At 70.1% G+C, this 20,318-nt stretch carries 16 protein-coding genes; 13 read left to right on the top strand and 3 right to left on the bottom strand.

Features of this window, described 5'->3' with window-relative positions:
• The first annotated feature begins 14 nt into the window (after positions 1–14).
• The 13 genes from ACZ60E_RS16225 to ACZ60E_RS16165 all read left to right on the top strand — a co-directional run bounded on the left by ACZ60E_RS16225 (position 15) and on the right by ACZ60E_RS16165 (position 16,913).
• On the top strand, positions 15–3,983 hold the full coding sequence (locus tag ACZ60E_RS16225; RefSeq protein ID WP_469441213.1) for a non-ribosomal peptide synthetase: 3,969 nt from the start codon (positions 15–17) through the stop codon (positions 3,981–3,983).
• Positions 3,980–5,359 (top strand): MFS transporter, encoded by a 1,380-nt coding sequence (locus tag ACZ60E_RS16220; RefSeq protein ID WP_469440984.1) that lies wholly within the window; start codon positions 3,980–3,982, stop codon positions 5,357–5,359. The genes ACZ60E_RS16225 and ACZ60E_RS16220 overlap by 4 nt, the downstream gene beginning before the upstream one ends.
• 130 nt (positions 5,360–5,489) lie before the next feature.
• Entirely contained in the window at positions 5,490–6,461 is a 972-nt protein-coding gene (locus ACZ60E_RS16215) for an aspartyl/asparaginyl beta-hydroxylase domain-containing protein (protein ID WP_453791572.1), read from the top strand.
• A gap of 84 nt (positions 6,462–6,545) precedes the next feature.
• A complete protein-coding gene (locus ACZ60E_RS16210; protein ID WP_453791573.1) occupies positions 6,546–7,322 on the top strand; it encodes a 2OG-Fe dioxygenase family protein in 777 nt (258 codons plus the stop codon).
• Positions 7,323–7,388: 66 nt separating this feature from the next.
• Positions 7,389–8,435: a beta/alpha barrel domain-containing protein gene (locus ACZ60E_RS16205; RefSeq protein WP_469440980.1), complete on the top strand. Its 1,047-nt coding sequence runs from the start codon at positions 7,389–7,391 to the stop codon at positions 8,433–8,435.
• A gap of 17 nt (positions 8,436–8,452) precedes the next feature.
• The gene (locus tag ACZ60E_RS16200; protein ID WP_469440978.1) at positions 8,453–9,289 is read left to right on the top strand and encodes a fumarylacetoacetate hydrolase family protein; all 837 of its coding nucleotides are present in this window, start codon (positions 8,453–8,455) and stop codon (positions 9,287–9,289) included.
• A 65-nt stretch (positions 9,290–9,354) separates the two neighbouring features.
• The gene (locus ACZ60E_RS16195; protein WP_469440976.1) at positions 9,355–11,046 is read left to right on the top strand and encodes a non-ribosomal peptide synthetase; all 1,692 of its coding nucleotides are present in this window, start codon (positions 9,355–9,357) and stop codon (positions 11,044–11,046) included.
• A 4-nt stretch (positions 11,047–11,050) separates the two neighbouring features.
• Positions 11,051–12,835, top strand: a complete 1,785-nt coding sequence (gene asnB / locus ACZ60E_RS16190; protein WP_453791577.1) for an asparagine synthase (glutamine-hydrolyzing) — start codon at positions 11,051–11,053, stop codon at positions 12,833–12,835.
• A gap of 124 nt (positions 12,836–12,959) precedes the next feature.
• The gene (locus ACZ60E_RS16185; RefSeq protein WP_384798276.1) at positions 12,960–13,760 is read left to right on the top strand and encodes a phytanoyl-CoA dioxygenase family protein; all 801 of its coding nucleotides are present in this window, start codon (positions 12,960–12,962) and stop codon (positions 13,758–13,760) included.
• Positions 13,757–15,274 carry an AMP-binding protein gene (locus tag ACZ60E_RS16180; RefSeq protein ID WP_469440974.1) on the top strand — a complete coding sequence of 506 codons (1,518 nt, stop codon included), beginning with the start codon at positions 13,757–13,759 and terminating at the stop codon, positions 15,272–15,274. The genes ACZ60E_RS16185 and ACZ60E_RS16180 overlap by 4 nt, the downstream gene beginning before the upstream one ends.
• A gap of 300 nt (positions 15,275–15,574) precedes the next feature.
• Positions 15,575–15,742, top strand: a complete 168-nt coding sequence (locus ACZ60E_RS16175; RefSeq protein ID WP_453791579.1) for a hypothetical protein — start codon at positions 15,575–15,577, stop codon at positions 15,740–15,742.
• A 104-nt stretch (positions 15,743–15,846) separates the two neighbouring features.
• Positions 15,847–16,158, top strand: a complete 312-nt coding sequence (locus ACZ60E_RS16170; RefSeq protein WP_384798267.1) for a response regulator transcription factor — start codon at positions 15,847–15,849, stop codon at positions 16,156–16,158.
• Between the two features lie 239 nt (positions 16,159–16,397).
• Positions 16,398–16,913 carry a hypothetical protein gene (locus ACZ60E_RS16165; protein WP_384798264.1) on the top strand — a complete coding sequence of 172 codons (516 nt, stop codon included), beginning with the start codon at positions 16,398–16,400 and terminating at the stop codon, positions 16,911–16,913.
• 65 nt (positions 16,914–16,978) lie between these two features.
• Here ACZ60E_RS16165 and ACZ60E_RS16160 read toward each other — a convergent pair whose 3' ends face one another.
• From ACZ60E_RS16160 to ACZ60E_RS16150, 3 genes are all read right to left on the bottom strand, one after another.
• Complete coding sequence (locus tag ACZ60E_RS16160; RefSeq protein WP_469440970.1) at positions 16,979–18,031, bottom strand: helix-turn-helix transcriptional regulator; 1,053 nt, start codon at positions 18,029–18,031, stop codon at positions 16,979–16,981.
• 273 nt (positions 18,032–18,304) lie between these two features.
• On the bottom strand, positions 18,305–19,834 hold the full coding sequence (locus ACZ60E_RS16155; protein WP_384798258.1) for a helix-turn-helix domain-containing protein: 1,530 nt from the start codon (positions 19,832–19,834) through the stop codon (positions 18,305–18,307).
• Between the two features lie 63 nt (positions 19,835–19,897).
• Positions 19,898–20,095, bottom strand: a complete 198-nt coding sequence (locus ACZ60E_RS16150; RefSeq protein ID WP_453791581.1) for a DUF4236 domain-containing protein — start codon at positions 20,093–20,095, stop codon at positions 19,898–19,900.
• Between the last annotated feature and the right edge of the window lie 223 nt (positions 20,096–20,318).

Genomic DNA, 20,318 nt, shown 5'->3' with positions numbered 1-20,318 from the left:
ACCTCGTGTCCCCAGTGTTCCCGGTGTCCTACGCCCAGCGGAGGCTCTGGTTCCTGAATCGCGTGGACGGCCGGTCGGCGGTCTACAACTGCTCCCTCGTGATCCGGGCGAGAGGTGACCTGGACCGCACAGCCCTGGCGGCGGCGCTCACCGACCTGGCGGACCGGCACGAAGTGCTGCGCACGGTGTACCCCGGGGCCGACGGCGAACCCGTACCCCGCGTGCTCGACCGACGGCCCGAGCTGGACGTGGTCGCGTGCGAGGAGGGCGAACTCGCCGACGCGCTCTCCTCGGCCGTCGACCGCGGGTTCGACCTGACGACGGATCTCCCGGTCCGGGCGACGGTGGTCACGACGGCGCCACGCGCACACGTACTGGCGCTGGTGATCCACCACATCGCCTGCGACGAGTGGTCCTGGGAGCCGCTGCTCACCGACCTGGGCACGGCCTACCGGGCCAGGGCCGCGGGGGAGTCCCCGCGGTGGACGCCACTGCCGGTGACCTACCCGGACTACGCGGTGTGGCAGCGGGAGCTGCTGGGCGACCAGGACGATCCGGCGAGCCTCCTCGCGACGCAGTTGTCCTTCTGGCGGGAGCAACTGGCCGGGCTGCCCGCCGAACTGGACCTGCCGTTCGACCGGCCGCGCCCCGCGGTGGCCGACCACCGCGGCGACCAGGTGCCGCTGAAGCTCGACGCCGAGCTGCACGGACGCCTGCTCGCGGTCGCCGCCGACCACGGCTGCACCACGTTCATGGTGCTGCAGGCCGCACTGGCGGTCCTGCTGTCCCGGCTGGGGGCCGGTACGGACATCCCGATCGGCACCCCGGTCGCGGGACGGCTCGACGAGGCACTGGAAGACGTGGTGGGTTTCTTCGTCAACACCCTGGTGCTGCGCACCGACGTGTCCGGCGATCCGACCTTCACCGAACTCCTGCACCGGGTACGGGACACGGATCTCGCCGCCTACGACCACCAGGACATCCCCTTCGAGCGGCTCGTCGAGGACCTGAACCCGCAGCGGTCACTGGCACGGCATCCGCTCTTCCAGGTCATGCTGACCCTGTCCAGGGGCGAGGAGGCCACGCTCGCGCTGCCGGGTCTCGAGTGCACCGAAGTGCAACTGGACGCGCAGGTCGCGAAGTTCGACCTGTCCGCCGACTTCCGGGAGAACCACACGCCGGACGGGAACCCCGCGGGCATCGACGGCTCCCTGGAGTACGCCACCGGCCTGTTCGACCGGGCCACCGCCGACCTCGTCGCCGATGCCCTGCCCCGGTTGCTGGGGCACCTCGTGTCGGCACCGGAACGGCCCACCGGCGAGGCCGACCCGCTCTCCGCCGAACACCGCCACCAGGTCCTCGACGTGTGGAACGACACCGCCGGGCCCACGGCGACGGCCACCGTGCCGGAGCTGTTCGAGGCGCAGGCCGCGCGCACGCCGCGGGCGACCGCGCTGGTGTGCGGGAGCACGAGCCTCACCTTCGCCGAACTCGACGACCGGGCCGACCTGCTCGCGCACCGGCTGCGCGCCCTGGGAGCCGGGACGGAACGGGTGGTCGGGCTGGCCCTGCCACGGTCGGCCGACTCCGTCGTGGCGATGCTGGCCGTGCTCAAGACCGGCGCGGCCTATCTGCAGGTCGATCTCGAATACCCGCAGGACCGGATCGCCCACATGCTGCGGGACACCGCACCGGTCGCCGTCGTCACGGACACCGCGACCGCCGCCGCGTACGGGTTCGGCGCGCTGCCCGCCGTGCTCGTCGACCGACTGGAGACACCGGCCGCTCCCGTCGCCGCCCTGGACTGCCGCGTGCTGCCGGAGAGCGTGGCGTACGTCATCTACACGTCCGGCTCCACCGGCCGCCCCAAGGGCGTGCTGACGCCGCACTCCGCGCTGAGCAACCTGTACACCTTCCACCGCGCGGGGCTGCTCGCGCGCACCGAGGCCGCCGCGGGCCGCCGGCTGAGGTCCGCCGTCACCGCCTCGCTGTCGTTCGACACGTCGTGGGAGGCACTGTTCTGGATGCTGGCCGGACACGAACTCCACGTGATCCGCGACGACATCCGGCGGGACGCCGCCGCGCTGACCGCGTACGTCAAGACCGCCGGGATCGACGTCCTCGACGTCACCCCCACCTACGCGGAGCATCTGCTCGACGAGGGCCTGCTGTCCGGACCGGGTGCGCCGCTGGTGCTGCTGCTCGGCGGGGAGGCCGCCGGGCAGGCCCTGTGGACCCGCGTACGGGAGGCGTCCGGGACGCTCTGCCACAACCTCTACGGCCCCACGGAGTGCACCCTGGACGCGCTGTGGTGGGACGCCGCGGACAGCCCGCACCCGCTGATCGGCAGGCCGATCGGCAACACCAGGGTCTTCGTGCTCGACGAGCGGCTGCGCCCCGTCGCGCCGGGCGTCCCGGGCGAGTTGTACGTGAGCGGCCCCGGCGTGGCCCGCGGCTACCTGAACCGCCCGGCCGCCACCGCCGAACGGTTCGTCGCCTGCCCCTGGGCCCCGGACGGGGAGCCGGGGAGCCGGATGTACCGCACCGGTGACCTGGTCCGCTGGGACCACCGGGGCAGGCTGGACTACCTGGGCCGCGCCGACGACCAGGTCAAGGTGCGGGGCTTCCGCATCGAACTGGGCGAGGTGGAGGCCGCGCTGGCCCGCTGCCCGGAGGTGGCGCAGGCCGCCGTGGCCGTACGCGAGGACGCCCGGGGCGACAAGCGGCTGGTGGGGTACGTGCAGCCGGCCGGGGACCGCGCGCCCGAGGCGCGCGAGCTGCGCGGGTGGCTGTCCTCGATCCTGCCCGACCACATGATCCCGTCGTTCTTCCAGCCGCTGGGACGGCTGCCTATGACACCCAACGGAAAACTCGACCGGGACGCGCTGCCGCCCCCGGACTTCACACACCGCCCCGCGTCCCGTGGTCCGCGCGGACCCTACGAGGACGTCCTCTGCGGGCTGTTCGCGGAGGTGCTGGGGCTGGAGCGGGTCGGCGCCGAGGAGAACTTCTTCGAGCTGGGCGGTCACTCCCTGCTCGCCACCAGGCTGCTCTCCCGGGTACGAGCGGTGCTGGGCGGGCACCTGACCATCCTGGACCTGTTCCAGGCACCCACCGTCGCCGAACTGACGGACCGGCTCGCCGACGGCACCCGGCACGACCCCCTGTCGGTGCTGCTCCCGTTGCGGACGGGAGCCGGCCGGCCCGCGGTCTTCTGCGTGCATCCGGCCGCCGGCATCAGCTGGGGCTACGCGGGCCTGCTCGGTCACCTCGACGCCGGTCACCCCGTCTACGGCCTGCAGTCGAGGGGCCTCACCGATCCGGCGGCGACCGGCCGCCCCTGGCGCGAGACGGTCGAGGAGTACGTGCGGCAGATCCGGTCCGTCCAGCCCGAGGGCCCCTACCGGCTGCTCGGCTGGTCCTTCGGCGCCGTGGTAGCCCACCTGCTGGCCACCGAACTGCAGTCCCAGGGAGCCGAGGTCGACCTGCTCGCACTGCTCGACGGCTATCCGCCCGACTCGATACCCGGCCACCCGCCCCTCGTCGACGGCGACTCCGGGACGTACACCGAGCTTCTGGAGTCCCTGGGGTACGACCTCTCCGAACTCGGCGGGGGACCACTGGGATACGAGGACTACGAGCGGGCGGTCCGCCGGCCGGGCAGCCCGCTCGAACGGCTGACGCAGGAGGAAGCCGCCGCGCTGGCCCGGGTGTTCGTGGACAACGACCGGATCTTCGAGGAGCTCCGGCCCGGGACGTACCGGGGGGACCTGGTGTTCTTCTCCGCCACGGAGGGAAGACCCGAGGACGCGCCGCCGCCGGAGTCCTGGCGCGACCACGTGACCGGCCGGCTCGAAGTGCACGAGATCGCCTGCGGCCACGGTGAGATCACCCAGGCGGAGCCGATCGCCCGGATCGGCGCCGTGCTCGCCGGGAAGCTCGCCCTGCTGGACGGTTCGCGGCCCACGGCGGGTGAACGATGACCGCCACGCCCCGACAGAGCCCCGTCGACCAGGACACGTCCCACGAGAACCCGGTCGACCAGGGCACGTCCCACCAGAGCCCGGTCGGCCAGGGCACGTCCCAGCAGAGTTCGGTGGCCGGACGTGAGTTCCGGTTGTTCTGGTTCGGGGAGACCATGAGCCTGCTCGGCAACGGGATCGCCGTGGTGGCGCTGCCCCTGGTCGCCGTCATCACCCTGCATGCCGACACCTTCGTCGTCGGCATGCTGACATCGGTCGCCTATCTGCCCTGGCTGATCCTCGGCCTGCCCGCGGGCGCCTGGGTGGACCGCCTGTCCCGCCGCCCGGTGATGCTGGTCTGCGACGCCGTCTCCTTCGTCACGTTCGTCAGCGTGCCGGCCGCGGCCTGGGCGGGCGTCCTCACCGTCCCGCACCTGCTCGTGGCCGCGTTCACCGGGGGTTGCGCGAACGTCTTCTTCACCACCGCGCACCGCGCGTATCTGCCGACCCTGCTCCGGGACGAGGAACTGCTGGCGGGCAACGCGCGCTTGCAGGGCAGCGAGTCGACGGCGGAGGTCATCGGCCCCGGCCTGGCCGGAGTGCTGGTGCAGGCCTTCGGAGCCGTCGCGGGACTGCTGGCCAACGCCCTGAGCTTCGTGGTGTCGTGGCTCTGCCTGCGGGCGATCCGGACGGCCGAGCCGCCGCCCCTGCCGGCCCCGGCGGTCCGGCGGCGCCGGCTGCGCACCGAGGTCGGCGACGGTCTGAGATTCCTGTTCCGTGACCCCATCCTGCGTACCCTCGCGGTCTTCAGCGCGGTGTCCAACATCGCGTTGACCGGCCTGAGTTCGATCGAAGTGGCGTTCCTGGTACGGACGGTCGGTGTCGGCGAGGCCGTCCTCGGCGCGGTGCTGACGTTGTGCGGCCTCGGCGGGGTCCTCGGCGTGCTGCTGTCCCACCCGGTGTCCCGGCGGTTCGGCACCGCACGGGCCGCGCTGATCTTCCAGGTCTGCGCCGCGCCCTTCACGCTGCTCTTCCCGCTGACCGGCCCGGGAGCCGGCCTCGCGTTCTTCGTCGTCGGCGGTGTCGGCGGCGGCGCGGGAGTGGTCGCGGCGAGCATCATCACCGACACCTTCCGCCAGCGGTACTGCCCACCCGACCTGATCGGGCGCATCAGCGCGAGCGCGGCCGTGATCAGTTTCGGCGCCATCGCCGTCGGCGGACTGCTCGGCGGCGCGCTCGGCGAACTGTTCGGCGTCCGGGAAACACTCTGGGCGATGAGCGGGCTGCAAGTCCTTTCGACGGCCATTCTGCTGTTCAGCCCGATACGGAAACTGCGCGATTTCCCCGAATCCGACCGCGCAATTCTTGCGGCCGAGGCCGAAAAGGCCGTGTCCTAAAGGGTCCTGGCCGTTTCCGCACACCGTCGAAGGCTTTTCTCGGCGGAGCGCATAAGTAAGATATTGATAGTGAAGAAAGAACGCAGAGAGAGTTCATCGAAGCGAGGTTTTCATGCAAGAGGGAAGCTCTTTGGAGCATCTTCCGGCCGCGGTTCTTCTGCGGGACGACCTGGATATCGATCTGCTGAACGCGGATCTCGCGGAGCTCAGCGGTTCCGAGTTCTGGGCATTGCAGCGGTCCTTCGAGGACGGCATCGTCGGGGAAGAATCCGATGTGGACTGGAAGGTCCTTTCCCTGCGCGCTCCGGGCGGGGACGTCCGGCGCACCGACCCCGGCGGTCCGGGACGTGACTGGTTCGCCGACACCCCCCTGATGGCGAAGGCGCCCTACCTCGGCCGGATCCTGTCCGAACTGGGCACCGAGCTGCGCAGCGTCCGGCTGATGGCCCTGGCCCCCGGGGTGTCCGTCCCGGAGCACTCGGACACCCCGATCGGCCTCCCCTACGGCTATGTCCGGCTGCACATCCCGCTGGTCACCAATCCCGGGGCCGTACTGGTGATGGACGGGACGGAACAGCGCTGGCAGCCGGGAACGCTCTGGTACGCCGACTTCGACCGGTCGCATTCCGTACGCAACGAGGGGGACCGGGCCAGGATCCACCTGGTCGCGGACTGCGCGACCAACGACAGTCTGCTGGCCCTGTTCCCGGAGAGCTTCCGGGCCGCGCTGCCGGCCAGCGACATCGCCTACTACCGGCCCGTCCTGCCCCTGACCCGGCCCGAACTCGCCGAGTTCGGCTGCCGCTTCGCCGTCCCGTTCTCCTTCATGGAGTGGGGACTCCAGGTGGTCGACGACCAGGAGAGCGACCTCGTCGCCGAAGTGAGCGCCGAGGACGACGGGCTCGTCCTGCGCGTCGAGGGACGCGCGCCCGTGGAACTGCTGCACCTGGGCGCCGGCGAGTTCCGACTGCTCGGCTGGAGCGAGGAACGGCTGCTGCGCCTCGACCTCTTCGACGACGGTCCGCGGGTGGAGTTCTCCACGCGGCGCGGACGCCGGCGCCAGGTGGTCGTCCGCCCCGCGCACCGGCTCGCCACGGTCTGACGGCCCGAGCCGCCGACCACCGTCACGGCCCACCCTCCGACGACCACCAGTCCACCCATTTCACGACCCTGCTTGGGGACAGCCATGCACACACTGACCGAAACGCCCGCCCTCGTCGAGAACGGATTCGCCCGCTGGGACCTCGCCGAGGAATTCGGGATCTCCGAATCGGACGCGTCCTTCCAGAGCCTTCGCGCCGAGTTCGTCGACCTGCCACCGGACCCCTACGCGACGGAGGAGGGACGCAACCGCCGCTACGCCCGCGGCGTCTTCCTCCCCTGGTCACGGGAGTTCAGTTGGATCCCGGACACGCACCTCGGTGAACAGGGCTGGATGAACGGCTACTGGCAGGCCGACCACAACCCCGACTACGTCGGTGTGGTCCGCAAGCTGCCCGCGATGAGCGAGTCCGCCCGGAACAACCCGATCATCCACGAGATCCTTTCCTTCGACTACGCCCAGACGCGCTGGTCGCAGGACGACGCGGCGTTCCCGCTGCACGTCGGGGTGCATCTGATCAAGCTGGCGGTGGACGACCCCGGGCACGAGGCCATCTCCTCGCCCAACGAACTCCACCAGGACGGCGAGCCGTTCGTCTTCGCGCACCTGGTCTACCGCCGCAACGTCATCGGCGGGTCGAACATGATCGCGCCGCCGAAGTACCGGGGCAAGCTGCCCGAGGACGTGCCCGCCGGCGAGGCCCTGGCCGAGTTCGAACTGACCAGGCCGCTGGAGTCGTACGGCGTCACCGACGAGAAGGTCAGCCACTACGTGGCCCCCATCAGGCGCGGGGCGGGACCGGAGACGGGCGAGCGTGCGGTGATCCTGGTCGACTTCACCCCGATGCGCCAGCACATCTGAGACGGATTCCGCACCATCCGACTGTCCATGTGAATGTCCGTGCTGAGCCGAGGAGGGCGAAAGCCCATGAAAGACAGCCGATCCCGGGCGATGTCCGAGATGCAACTGCTCGACTGCACCTTGCGCGACGGTGCCTACGCCGTCGATTTCGAGTTCGACGAGAATTTCGTGGTCGAACTTCTCTCCGGCCTCGACGAAACACCCGTTTCCAAGGTCGAGATCGGTCACGGGATCGGCCTGGAGGCCGAGCGAACCGGCGTGAAGGCGGGAAACATCGATCACTTCACCTGGTGCGAACTCGCCCGGTCGACACTGACCACGAAACCCTGGGGAATGTTCGCGCAGCCCGAGTTCACCCGGCCGGCGACGATCGCGCAGATGTGTGACCGCGGAATGTCGTTCGTCCGGGTCGGTGTGGAACCGGACCGCGTCCGGGACCAGCTGCCCTACCTCCGGCAGGTCTCGGACGTCTGCGGGGAGGTCTACCTCAACCTGATGAAATCCAGTGCCACGTCGGTCGACCGGCTGCTGGACATGCTCGACGGGGTCGGACCGGAGATCGCGGGAATCTACGTGGTCGACTCCTACGGCTCGATGACGCCCGAGACCGTCGAAAGCTATGTGAGCGCGGTCGCCGACCGGTACCCGGTCGTCGGCTTCCACGGTCACGACAACCTCGGCCTGGCCAACATCAACACCCTCACCGCCTTCCGGGCGGGCGCCACCGTGCTCGACGGGACGCTCCACGGCATAGGGCGCGGCTCCGGAAACGCCGCCATCGAATCCCTCGCCGGGATCGTCAGCGTCATGGACCGGGACCGGTTCGACTACCAGAAGCTCGCCGAACTCGCCGAACTCTGCCGGGTCAACATGAAGGTGATCGGCGAGGAACGCAAGATGCAGGTCCTCGGCGCGGTGATCGGCATCCACTCGGGCTTCTTCGGACTGGTCGAGGAACTCGCCGTCAAGTACGGGACCGACCCGGCCCGGCTCATGGAGGCCGCCGTCGGGGCGGCACAGGAGAGCCCGCGTGCCGCCGACTTCCAGGCGGCGGCGGCCAGGATCGCCGACCACGCCGGCCCGCGCTCCCTGCAGCTCGCCAACGCCAACTGACCGAGAGGACCGACGACATGAAGCTCGCCAGGAGCGGCAACGGGCAGGACGTCCTCGTGGGAATCGACGGCAGCTGGTTCCCGCTGCGGGAGATCGGCGGCTACGAGCAGGTCACCCGCATCGGGGACCTGCTCGGGGACCCGCGGTTCGGCGACCTGGAGGCACAGGTCAGGAGGCAGACGGCCGGGTCCGCCGGTGCCGCCGTCGACCTGTCCGACGCGGCGACCGTCGTCGACGACGACGCCGGCATCTGGGGTGCCGGACTCAACTACCGCCGGCACTCGGAGGACCTGGAGACCGAACAGCCCGGCCGCGGCCCCGGCTCGTACCTGCGGCCCGCCTCGTGCCTCATCGGCAACGGCGGAACCATCCAGCTCCCGACCCAGTCGCAACGGGTGACCGCCGAGGCGGAACTGGGCCTGGTCGTGGGCACCCGCTGCAAGGACGTCCCCCGCGACAAGTGGCGGTCCGTCATCGCCGGCGTGACGGCCGTCCTCGACATGACCGCCGAGGACGCCATCCGCCAGAACCCGCGCTACATCCCGTGGGCCAAGGGGTTCGACACCTTCTGCAGCATCGGCCCGGCCCTGGTCACCCTGGACGAGTTCCCCGACGACCGCCTGGACGGCGTCCGGATCGCCACCGTCAGGAACGACGAGACGGTCGCGGCGGCGACACCGCGCGACATGAAGTACGACCTGGGCTACCTCGTCGAGTACTTCACCATGGGCCGGACCCTCGCACCCGGAACGGTGATCTGCACCGGAACCCCCGGCGCCGTACAGATCAGGCCGGGGGACACCGTGCGCGCCGTGGTCGAAGGCGTCGGCACCCTCACCCACCCCGTCGGCTGACCCGACGGCCGCTGTCTCAAGCCCGCTCGGCCCTGCGCGTCGGCGGAGAGTGGAACTGGAGTCACATGTCCCTCATACACGCATTCGAACGCGTTCTGCGGGAGAACCCCGACAACGACGCCGTACGGACGGCCGACCGGACCGTCAGCTACCGCGAGTTCGACAAACTGACCCAGATCTTCGCGGACGACCTGTGCGCGGAGGTCGCCCCCGGCGAATTCGTCGGCATCGAGGCGAGCAGGGGGCTCGGCGCGATCACGGCGATGATCGGAGCGCTCCGGGCACGACGCCCGTTCGTGTTCCTCGACAGCCGCGACAGCGTGGCGTCGAACTCCGGGAAGGTGAAACTGCTCGGCGTCCGGCGGCTGGCCCGGTCGCGGGACGACGGCGAGCCCTGCCTCACCGACGTACCGGAAGCCTGGAGCGCCGGCGCATCCGATCCCGTGAGCGGACTCTCCGACGTCGAGGGCGAGCTCTGCTACGCCATCCACACCTCCGGTTCGACCGGCGAGCCCAAGTGCGTGCTGGTGCGCCCGGCCCCGCTCGCCGCGGTGGTCCGCGACCACGTCGAGCGGCTGTCCGTGGGGCCGGACTCACGGACCCTGCAGTTCGCCCGGCTGACCTTCGACGGGTGCATGACCGAGATCCTGTGGACCCTCACGGCCGGGGCCTGCCTCGTCGTGCTGGACGAGGCACGCCTCGCGCCCGGCACCGAACTGCGGCACACACTGGAGCACTTCGGCATCACCCACCTCAAGACCACTCCGTTCGCGCTGACCGCGACCGAGCCCAGCGGCGCGATGCGGCTGCGCCACGTGATCAACGGCGGCGGGGCGTGCCGGTCGGCGGTGGTCGCCACATGGTCCGAGGTGGCCGCGCTGCACAACGCCTACGGCGCCACGGAGACCACGGTGTGCAACCTGCTGACGGACCCGCTCGACCCGGCCGAGTGCCGGGACGGGGTGCCCCTCGGCGACGTGGTCGGCGACTGCGCGTACCACCTGCGCGACCTCGACGAAGGGGCCGCGCACACCCGGACCGCCGGCCCGGTGCGCCGGGGCGAGATCGTCATCACGGGCTCCGCCGTCGCCGCCGGCTACCTGACCGAACACGACGTGCGGCCGTTCGGGCCGGCGGGCGACGGAACGGAGTACCGGACGGGCGACATCGCCGAACTCCGCGACGGCAAGCTGTACTTCGTGGAACGCCTGGACCATCAGGTGAAGCTCCGCGGCTACCGGCTGGACCTCGGCGAGATCGAGAACACCGTGTGCCGGGCGGAGTCGGTCGTCGAGGCGGTCCTGGCCGTGGAGTCGCACGACGGCTCGGAGGGCGGCGGGGGCGACGCGCTCGTCTGCTACTACCTGGGCGACGCCGACCCGAGAGACCTGAGGCGCCATCTCGAAGGGGTCCTGGACCCGTACAAGATCCCCTCGGTGCTGCAGCGCGTCGAAGCGCTGCCGTACACCTCGAACGGAAAGATCGACCGCGAATCCCTGCGGGGAAGCCGCGTCCTGCGCGAGGACGCCGTGGCGACCCCCGTCCAGCAGGTGCTCACCCTCGTGGGCAGCCTCACCGGGGTCGGTGACGCCGCGCTGGACGACAACTTCTACGCCCTGGGCGGCAATTCGGCGTCGACCCTGTCGCTGGTCGCGAAGCTGCGCGAACTGGGCTGGCTGGACGCCGGGGTGCGCGACGTGCTGCGCGCGCCGGACCTGCGCGTCCTCACGGACCAGCTGCGGCAGCGGAGCGTGTAGTGCGATGTGCGGCCTCTGCGGCACCTACGCGCCGGACGGCGGCCTCGACCGCACCGCCACGGCGACCATGCACTCCCGGCTCCTCCACCGCGGACCCGACGAGACCTACTCGCTGAGCACACCCGTGCTGACGGCGAAACTCGCCCGCCTCGGCATGACCGCGCTCAAGGACGGCTGGCAGCCCGCCGAGGACAGCGGCGGGCGGTTCGTCGCCGTCACGAACGGTGAGATCTACAACGCCGACGAACTGCGCGGCCGGCTCGGCGTGACGCACAGCCCCAACCGCGTCGACGTGGCGGTCGTCCCCGAACTGTTCGCACGGCACGGCCCCGCCGGACTCCGCCTGATCGACGGGCAGTTCGCCACCGCGATCCTCGACCGTGCCGACGACACCCTCCACCTGGCCAGGGACCGGTTCGGCATCAGCCCGCTCTACTACACCGAGTCCGAGGGGCAGGTGCACTTCTGCTCGGAACTGGGACCACTGGTCCGGTCGGTGCCGGGCACCTGGCGGCTGGACCTCGGCGCGGTCGACCAGTACCTCCAGCTCGGCAACATCGTCGCGCCCCGCACCCTGGTGCGTGACGTCCACGCCGTACCGCCCGGCAGCGTGGTCCGGTTCGGCGGTGGCCGCGTACCGGAGACGGTCCGCTACTGGCGGTACGGCGAGTTCGGGACGGACGGGCCCCCGGTGACCGCCGAGGAGATCCGGCACGGCGTCCGGCGGTCGGTGCGCGACCGGCTCGGCGGCGACGTCGAGATCGGGGCCTGCCTCAGCGGCGGTTTCGACTCCTCCACGCTGGTCATGGAGGCCGCCGCGGCCGTGGAGAAACCGCTGCGGACGTACTCGGTGGTGTTCGGCGACGCCCTGCTGGACGAACACCGCTTCCAGCGCGAGGTGGCCGCCGCCGCGGGCAGCGAACACCTGGAGATCACCTGCCGGGACAAGGACATCACCGCCGAGTTCGAGCAGATGGTCCGCCGCTGCTGCTATCCGCAACGCGAGACCTACAACGTGGCGGCCCTCATGCTGTCGCGTGAGGTCCGGTCGAGCGGACTCAAGGGCGTGCTGTCGGGGGAGGGGGCCGACGAACTGTTCTTCGGCTACGACTCGTACGCGTTCGACGGGTACGGCCGCACACGGACTCCGAGCCGTGCGGAGAACGAGAGCGCGTGGGGGAGGGCCGACTTCTCCTGGGAGGTCGACTGGCGGCAGGTGGACCACCGGCGGTCGGACGCCCTGACCCCGGACGGCGTCGAAGCGCTCGACGGCCAGGAGTTCTGGCGGGACCGGCTCATTCCGTTCACCGACGGCGAGACCGCGAAACTCACCGCGATGCAGATGCGGTCGGTGGCCGACACCTCCGTCCAACTGGGAAGTCATCTGCTCGGCGACCACGGCGACGCGATGATGATGGCGAATTCCGTGGAAGGCCGCTATCCGTTTCTCGGAAATCCCGTGGTCGACCTCGCGCTGCGCACGGGCGACGACGAGAAAGTCGCCGATTTCGAAGGCAAGGCCTGCCTCAAGGCGGCCTATGCCGGCATCGTCCCGGACACCGTACTGCGGCGCGCGAAGCAGGGATTCACCGCGCACGGCCTGTCCGCGGTCGCCCCCGACCCCCTCATGGCCAGGTGGCGCGACCTGGTCGCGGCCAGCGGCGTGTTCCGTACGGACGCGCTCGAACGCATCGCGGCCCGCGGCGCCGAGGGCAAATGGGACACCCGGCTGAGTGTGATCAGCATCAGCATGGTGATCGACGAACTGGGACTGCGGAGCCCCGCGTAGCGATCTGCGTCCGCTCGACGATCCGCATCCGCGGCTGCATCCGGGTCCGCGTCCGGGTCCGCGTCCATATCACCCCCCTTCATGAATCAGGCAGAAAAGAATCAGGCAGAGAGGTCATTGCATCATGCTCACCGAAAGTCAGATAGCGGAATACAGGTCCGAAGGATTCCTGCTCCTCGAAGACGTCTTCAACGCCGGCGACATCGCCGCTCTGCGACGCGAGGTGGCCGACCTCTCCGCGACCGAGCACCCCGGGCGGATCTTCGAGGAGGACGGGACCACGGTGCGGGGCATCCACGGCTGCCACACCACGGGCCCGCTGTTCTCCAGGCTGGTGCGGCTGCCCGAGCTGCTCCTGGCGGCGGAGCAGATCCTTGAGAGCAAGCTGCACGTGTTCCAGTTCAAGGTCAACGCCAAGAAGGCGCTGCGCGGCGAAGTGTGGCAGTGGCACCAGGACTACAGCGTCTGGGGACCCAAGGACGGTATGCCGGAGCCGCGGGCGGTCAACGTCGCGCTGCTGCTCGACGACGCGACCGAGCACAACGGCCCGCTGCTGGTCGTGCCCGGCTCGCACCGCAACGGCGCGATAGCCCCGTGGCGTCCCGAGCCGGGGGACACCTCGCAGTGGGAGGCCGACCTGTCGTCGAAGCTGAAGTTCGCGCTGGACGCCGAGCAGATGGCCAAGGTGACCGCGGAGTCGGAGATCCGCTCCGTCACCGGACGCGCCGGGAGCCTGCTGTTCTTCCACCCCTGCATCGCGCACGGCTCCGGCGCCAACATGTCGCCCGCCGACCGGACCATGGCGTTCGTCAGCTACAACAGCGTCGACAACGAACTGCGCGAAGTACCGCACCCGCGCCCGGAGTTCGTGGCGTCGCGCGACTACCGGCCGCTGGAGCTCGTGGACGGCGGTCTGTTCGCATGAGCGACCTCGATGTCTCACTGATCCGCACGCTGGTCGACTCCCTCGCCCGGCACCGCGACGCGGTGGCCGTCGTCGACGACGGCGTCACCCACACCTACGCCGAACTCGACGAGCTGTCGGCCGAGATCGCCGGCGGCCTCGCCGCACACGGCATCGGCCCCGGTGACGTCGTCGACGTCCACTCGACCCGCTCGTGGTCCCGCTGCGCCGCCGTACTGGGTGTGTGGCGCGTCGGAGCCGGCGTCCTGTCCATCGACCCGGCCATGCCGCCCGCCTGGACCGGCAAACTGGTGAACAGCGCCGACTGCTCCATGATCCTGCGGGCCGAGGAGTGCGCACCGGTCGACGCGGGCGTCCCGGAACACACCTTCCGCTCGATCCGCGGAACCCGACGGGACGAGGTCGCGACCGGACCGGTCTGCTACGTCATCCCCACCTCCGGATCCACCGGCGAACCCAAGGCCGTCGCGGTGCCACCGGTCGTCCTGGCGGAGCTCGGCGACTGGCACGTCCGGCGATGGAGCCACGACCGCCCCCCGAACACGCTGCACATGTCGTCCATCGGATTCGACATGGTGTACGAGGACACGGTGGCGACCTGGCTGGCCGGCGCGACCCTGATCGTGGTGAACGACCAGGACCGGCTGGACCCCTTCACGCTGGTCGACATCATTCGCGAGTACGACGTCGCCCGGCTCTTCCAGCCGGTGGTCGGACTGCACGGACTCGCCACCGCCGCCTGTGTCGCGGGCGGTGGGATCCCGAGCCTGCGGGAGATCTCGGTGGCGGGCGAACAGCTCGTCATCAACGAGGAGGTGCGGCAGTTCTGCGCCGACGGTGACCTGACGCTGGTCAACCAGTACGGGCCGAGCGAGACCCATGTGGTCACCCAGTACCGGCTGACGGGCGACGTCACCGACTGGCCCGACCGGCCGCCCATCGGAACCGCCGTCGTCGACGCGGAGCTGCTGTGCCTCGTGCACGGCCTGCTGCGCCCGTTCGTGGCCGGCGAGACCCGGGAGCTGGTCATCGCCGGGAACTGCGTCGGGATCGGGTACGCAGGCGACGACGCGCTCACCGCGAAGAAGTTCCGGGAGGTCGAACACCGGGACGGCCGTATGCGCCGCTGCTACTTCAGCGGAGACCTGGTCACGTTCGACGGCGCCGACTTCCACTTCGTCTCCCGGCTCGACGACCAGCTCAAGGTGAACGGCTACCGGGTCGAGCCGGGGGAGGTGGAGTCCGTGATCGCCAAGGTCGCCGGGGTCCGCCGGGCCGCGGTCGTCGGGGTCAAGGTCGCCGCGTCCACCCAGCTGGCGGCGTTCTACACCCGCGCGACCGGCGCGGAGGTCGACCGGGACGACCTGATCCGCGCGAGTGCGGCCGGGCTGCCCAAGTTCATGGTCCCCCGGCACTTCATCGAGCTGGAGGAGCTTCCGTCGACACGCAACGGGAAGATCGACCGGGCGAAGCTCCGGGAGACGTTCCAGGAGCCCTCGGTGAGCCGAGTCTGACGCGCCACCCCCGTCCGGGCCGTCGTGAACGGACACCTGCCACGGCTGAAGGCGTCTCCTGGCACACCGAACGCGTCGAGGGACGCCTTCAGCCTCCACATCCGTCCGTATTACGCACACTCGTTCACTTATGAGTGTTTCGTTCACCCCCCGCTTTGGTGTCAGGGAACTTGGTGAATGGTTCAGCCGGTGGTCTCCGGGACGGGCGCCCCCCCATGCTGGAAGAGCAGAAGGGAAACGGCCGGACAACACCGGGCGGGACTTTTCCAGCATTCCTCACTCTGAATTCCAGGAGAAATCATGAAGTCTGTCCGCCTGTTCGTGGCCACTGTTCTTTTCGCGCTGACGGTCGGCACCGTCTCCGCCACGGCCGCCGCCACCGCCGCCGCCGACACCCGGAGCGCCGACGTCCGGGCGACGGCCTCCATCGAGCCCGACGACAGCGGCTGGGGTCGCGCTCCGCAGTGACCTGCGGGTACGTGCACAGCAGCCGGCCCGTGACGAGTTCCGGAGCCCATGCTCCGACAGGTACCGGAACGCGGGAATCAAACAGAGAAAGGGCGCTCGACTCCGTGAGCGATAAACTGCGGGAAGCTGTCCGCAAAGTCAGTGACCGGGAAAGAGAAGTGCTCGGACACATAGCGCGCGGAGCCACCTACGGCGAGATCGCCCGGCGCATGAACGTAAGTCCGCACACCGTCGACACCTACCTTCGCCGGATACGCGCGAAAACCGGGGCCCGGAATCGAATGCATCTGTTGCTGCTGGCGCTGTCGGTCGAGGGCTCCCTCATGAGCGCCATCGAGGACATGGGGCTCCTGGCGACGCCGAAGCTTCCCGACCGGCCCGATCTGCCCGACCTGCCCGACCGGGTTCAGGCCTGACCGGCGGTCAGGTGCGCCGCCGCGGGTGCCGGACGACACGTGAACACGTGACTGTCGGGACCGATCTCCGAGCGGCAGAATCCTCACCGCGGTCGCAGTGACCGCGACCTCGGTGACCGCGGTCGCAGTGGCGCCGAGACAGCACCTCCCCCCTTCCCTCCGTGTGTCCGTGCGTCGTGGCGCCCCGGCACACCTCATTCCCCCAGCATCGCCCGGACCTGCGGCGAGATCGGAGAACCGTGCCCGGACAGCGAGCTCTGAGCCAGCCGATCCAGTCCTTCGTCGAGGAGCTGGCGCTGTGCGTGGCGGCCAACGGTGCCAAGGGGCCGGCCCTGCTGTGGCCCGAGGATCCGAAGACCTTGTCGGCCCTGCTGGAGCTGCCCCGCCCGGCCCGTCCGGAGCCGGACGCCGAGTCCTCCGTGCCGGGCGGACCGGGCACGGAGGACCTGGCGGCCGAGCTGGGCCGCAGGCTGCAGCTGCGCGTGCGTCCCCTCTTCCGCTTCCTGTCGGCGGACTCTCCCGTCGTGGAGAGCGCGCCGAACGGCGCCGAGCGCACGGTCACGTTCCTGGAGGGGGCCTGCCGGTGCGTCCTGTCGCGTGTCGGTGAGGACCCGGCACCCGGCCCCTCGCACCCGCTGGGCATGCGGCTGCGTTCCGGCGGGACTCTCTTCGTGCCCCGGGACCACACCTACCGGCTGTCGGAGATCCACGCCCCGACCACCCTGCTCGAACTGCACCTGGAGGTGCCGGACTGACGGCGTACGCCCCCGGGGGCAGTCCCCGGGGACCGCCCCCGGATCGGCCCCGGACGGCCGCCGGATCAGGTCGGAGCCGCGGCGGGTGCCGCGTCCGGCTCTCCGTCGTCGTTCAGCAGCCCCCGCGCGGACACCGCGACGCCGGCCTGGAAACGGCTCTCGGCGCCGAGGGCCTGCATCATGTCGGCGATGTGTTTGCGGGTGGTGCGCAGGGACATGCCGAGCCGTCGCGCGATCGTCTCGTCCTTCAGCCCTGTCGCCAGCAGCTGAAGGATGGTGCGGTCCAGGTCCTTGGCGACCGCCTCCAGGCCGTCGGTGACCGCGTCGGAGAACGGCTGGGACTGCGACCACACCTGCTCGAACAGTTCGTACAGGAAGTGCACGACCGACGGCTCCCTGACCACCACCGCGCCCAGCCGGTCGTTGCGGTTGGTCATGAACGCGAGTTCCCGGTCGAAGATGATCATCCGGCCGACGAGCTGGTGGGCGGTCCGGTACTCACCGCCCAGTGCGCTCACCGTGGCCACGTACGCCTGGCTGGGGCTGTTGAAGCGGGCGGTGTGGTGGTAGACGGTCCGCATCCGCACCCCCCGGGCGAGCATCTGGCTGTCCCGCAGCAGTGCGTCCTGGAGCACCTCGGGCGGGCGGGTGCCGCCGGGCTGCACGGTGACCATGTCCTCGCGGCACTGCTCGGCCGCGCGGTTCAGCGCGGCCCGTACCTGGGTGAGCCCGGGTATGGTCTCCAGGTCCGTGGAGACACCGTGTCTGCCCTCCTGGTAGTCGGCCGCCAACTGGGCGAACTGGTCGCGGAAGACCCGCAGTTGCGTCTGCTGTTCGGCGATGGCCCGCTCCACCGGTGCGGTGGCCACCGCCGCGACGAGATGCGGGTCGACGGCCCAGAGCCGGTCGTCGTCCTCCTCGCCCCTGTGCACCAGGCCGATGCGGACGAGGTAGTCCACCGCTCCGCCCACCGCCGCCTCGTCGACACCCGTCTCCTCGGCCATCCGGGCCGGGTCTAACCGACCGTGCAGGGCCAGCCAGCGGTAAACGGCCACTTCCTCGGCGCCGAGTGTGTCCCCCACAGCGAAAACGTTGTCATCGGTCTGCTGGTTCGCCATCAGTCCTCCGCTCCTGATACCCACATGAACACGTGCCGCATCCTCATCGCACTCAACGTCTCCCGGCTGCCGCGTAGGGGCCGACCGGTCGCCCGCACGGGCTGCGGATCGCCTCGAACGGGACGGGCGACCGCGGAAGCAGGCTCATGGCTGGGAATCTAGTGGCTGGCGGACGCCTGGTCGATCAGGCCTTGTACGACGGCGAGTTGAGGATTTGCCTCGCCCTCTCCTGACCGGCTGGTCAGGAGAGGGCGGGGCGGCACCGTGCGTCGGTCAGATGTCGCGGAAGATCTCGATCTGCGCTCCCACCGAGTTGAGGCGTTCCGCCAGATCCTCGTAGCCGCGGTTGATGACGTACACGTTCCGCAGGACGGACGTGCCCTCCGCCGCCATCATCGCGAGGAGGACCACCACAGCGGGGCGCAGCGCCGGCGGGCACATCATCTCCGCGGCGCGCCAGCGTGTGGGGCCCTCGACCAGGACGCGGTGCGGGTCGAGGAGCTGGAGGCGGCCACCGAGGCGGTTCAGGTCCGTGAGGTAGATCGCGCGGTTGTCGTAGACCCAGTCGTGGATCAGGGTCTGGCCCTGCGCGGAGGCCGCGATCGCCGCGAAGAACGGGACGTTGTCGATGTTCAGGCCCGGGAAGGGCATGGGGTGGATCTTGTCGATCGGCGCTTCGAGCTTCGAGGGGCGCACGGTGAGGTCCACCAGGCGCGTGCGGCCGTTGTCGGCGAAGTACTCCGCCGTGCGGTCGTGGTCGAGGCCCATCTCCTCCAGGACCGCCAGCTCGATCTCCAGGAACTCGATCGGCACCCGGCGCACGGTCAGCTCGGACTCCGTGACGACCGCGGCGGTCAGCAGGCTCATCGCCTCGACCGGGTCCTCGGACGGCGAGTAGTCCACGTCCACGTCGATGTTCGGCACGCCGTGCACGGTGAGCGTGGTGCTGCCGATGCCCTCCACCCGGACGCCCAGCGACTCCAGGAAGAAGCACAGGTCCTGGACCATGTAGTTGGAGGACGCGTTACGGATGACCGTCGTGCCGTCGTGGCGGGCGGCGGCCAGCAGCGCGTTCTCCGTCACCGTGTCGCCGCGCTCGGTCAGCACGATGGGGCGGCCCGGTGTCACCTTGCGGTCCACCCGCGCGTGGTACATGCCCTCGGTGGCCGCGATGTCCAGGCCGAACCGGCGCAGCGCGATCATGTGCGGCTCGATGGTGCGCGTGCCGAGGTCGCAGCCGCCCGCGTACGGCAGCTTGAAGCCGTCCATGCGGTGCAGCAGCGGGCCGAGGAACATGATGATCGAGCGGGTGCGGCGGGCCGCCGTCTCGTCGATGGAGGCCATGTCCAGCTCGGCCGGGGGCACGATCTCCAGGTCCACGCCACCGTTGATCCACCGGGTGCGTACGCCGATGGAGCCCAGTACCTCCAGAAGGCGGTACACCTCCTCGATGCGCGCGACGCGGCGCAGCACCGTGCGGCCCTTGTTCAGGAGCGTCGCACAGAGCAGCGCCACGCACGCGTTCTTGCTGGTCTTGACGTCGATCGAGCCGGAGAGCCGGCGTCCGCCGACCACACGGAGATGCATCGGGCCGGCATAGCCGAGCGAGACGATCTCGCTGTCCAGCGCTTCACCGATTCGGGCGATCATCTCAAGGCTGATGTTTTGATTGCCGCGCTCGATACGGTTCACCGCGCTCTGGCTGGTGCTGAGCGCCTCGGCCAGCTGCGTCTGTGTCCAGCCCCGATGCTGACGGGCGTCACGGATGAGCTTGCCGATGCGTACGAGGTAGTCGTCTGCCATGACGGCAGGCTATCTCACATATGAGATGCCGCATCCGGAGGGGTCCGATGGGGTGACGGTGCCTCAGTGGCGCTTGGCGCGGGAGGTGCGACGCCAGCCGAAGGGGCCGGGGAGGTCCATCGAGGTCGTCCGGCGCCCCGTGCTGCTGTGCGTGTGCTTGGGGCCGTTCTTGCCGCCGGTGGTGACGGACCACGACTTCTTGTTGATGTTCAGCCGTACTCCGGGCAGGATCCGGAAGCTCTTGCGGAATGTGAGCGGCATGGGTGCCCCCTTCTCGTCGTCCGCCTCCGGGTACCCCGAATGCCGGTCGGTACGCCGAACACCCTTGCGGCCGGGCCGGGTTCGGGCCCACCCCGCCGGACCGGCCGGGCATCACTGAATCCATCGGGAGGGGGCACACGCCCTCCGGGCATGACCGTCCGGCGGTCATGTACTAGAGTTATCTCGACATCGAGATATCTGCCGAGGCGTGCCGCAGCCGCCC

This window comes from Streptomyces sp. NPDC102514, from assembly GCF_055584525.1.
Note: the sequence above shows the minus strand (reverse complement) of the source record. Positions and strands in the feature narration are given on the sequence as shown.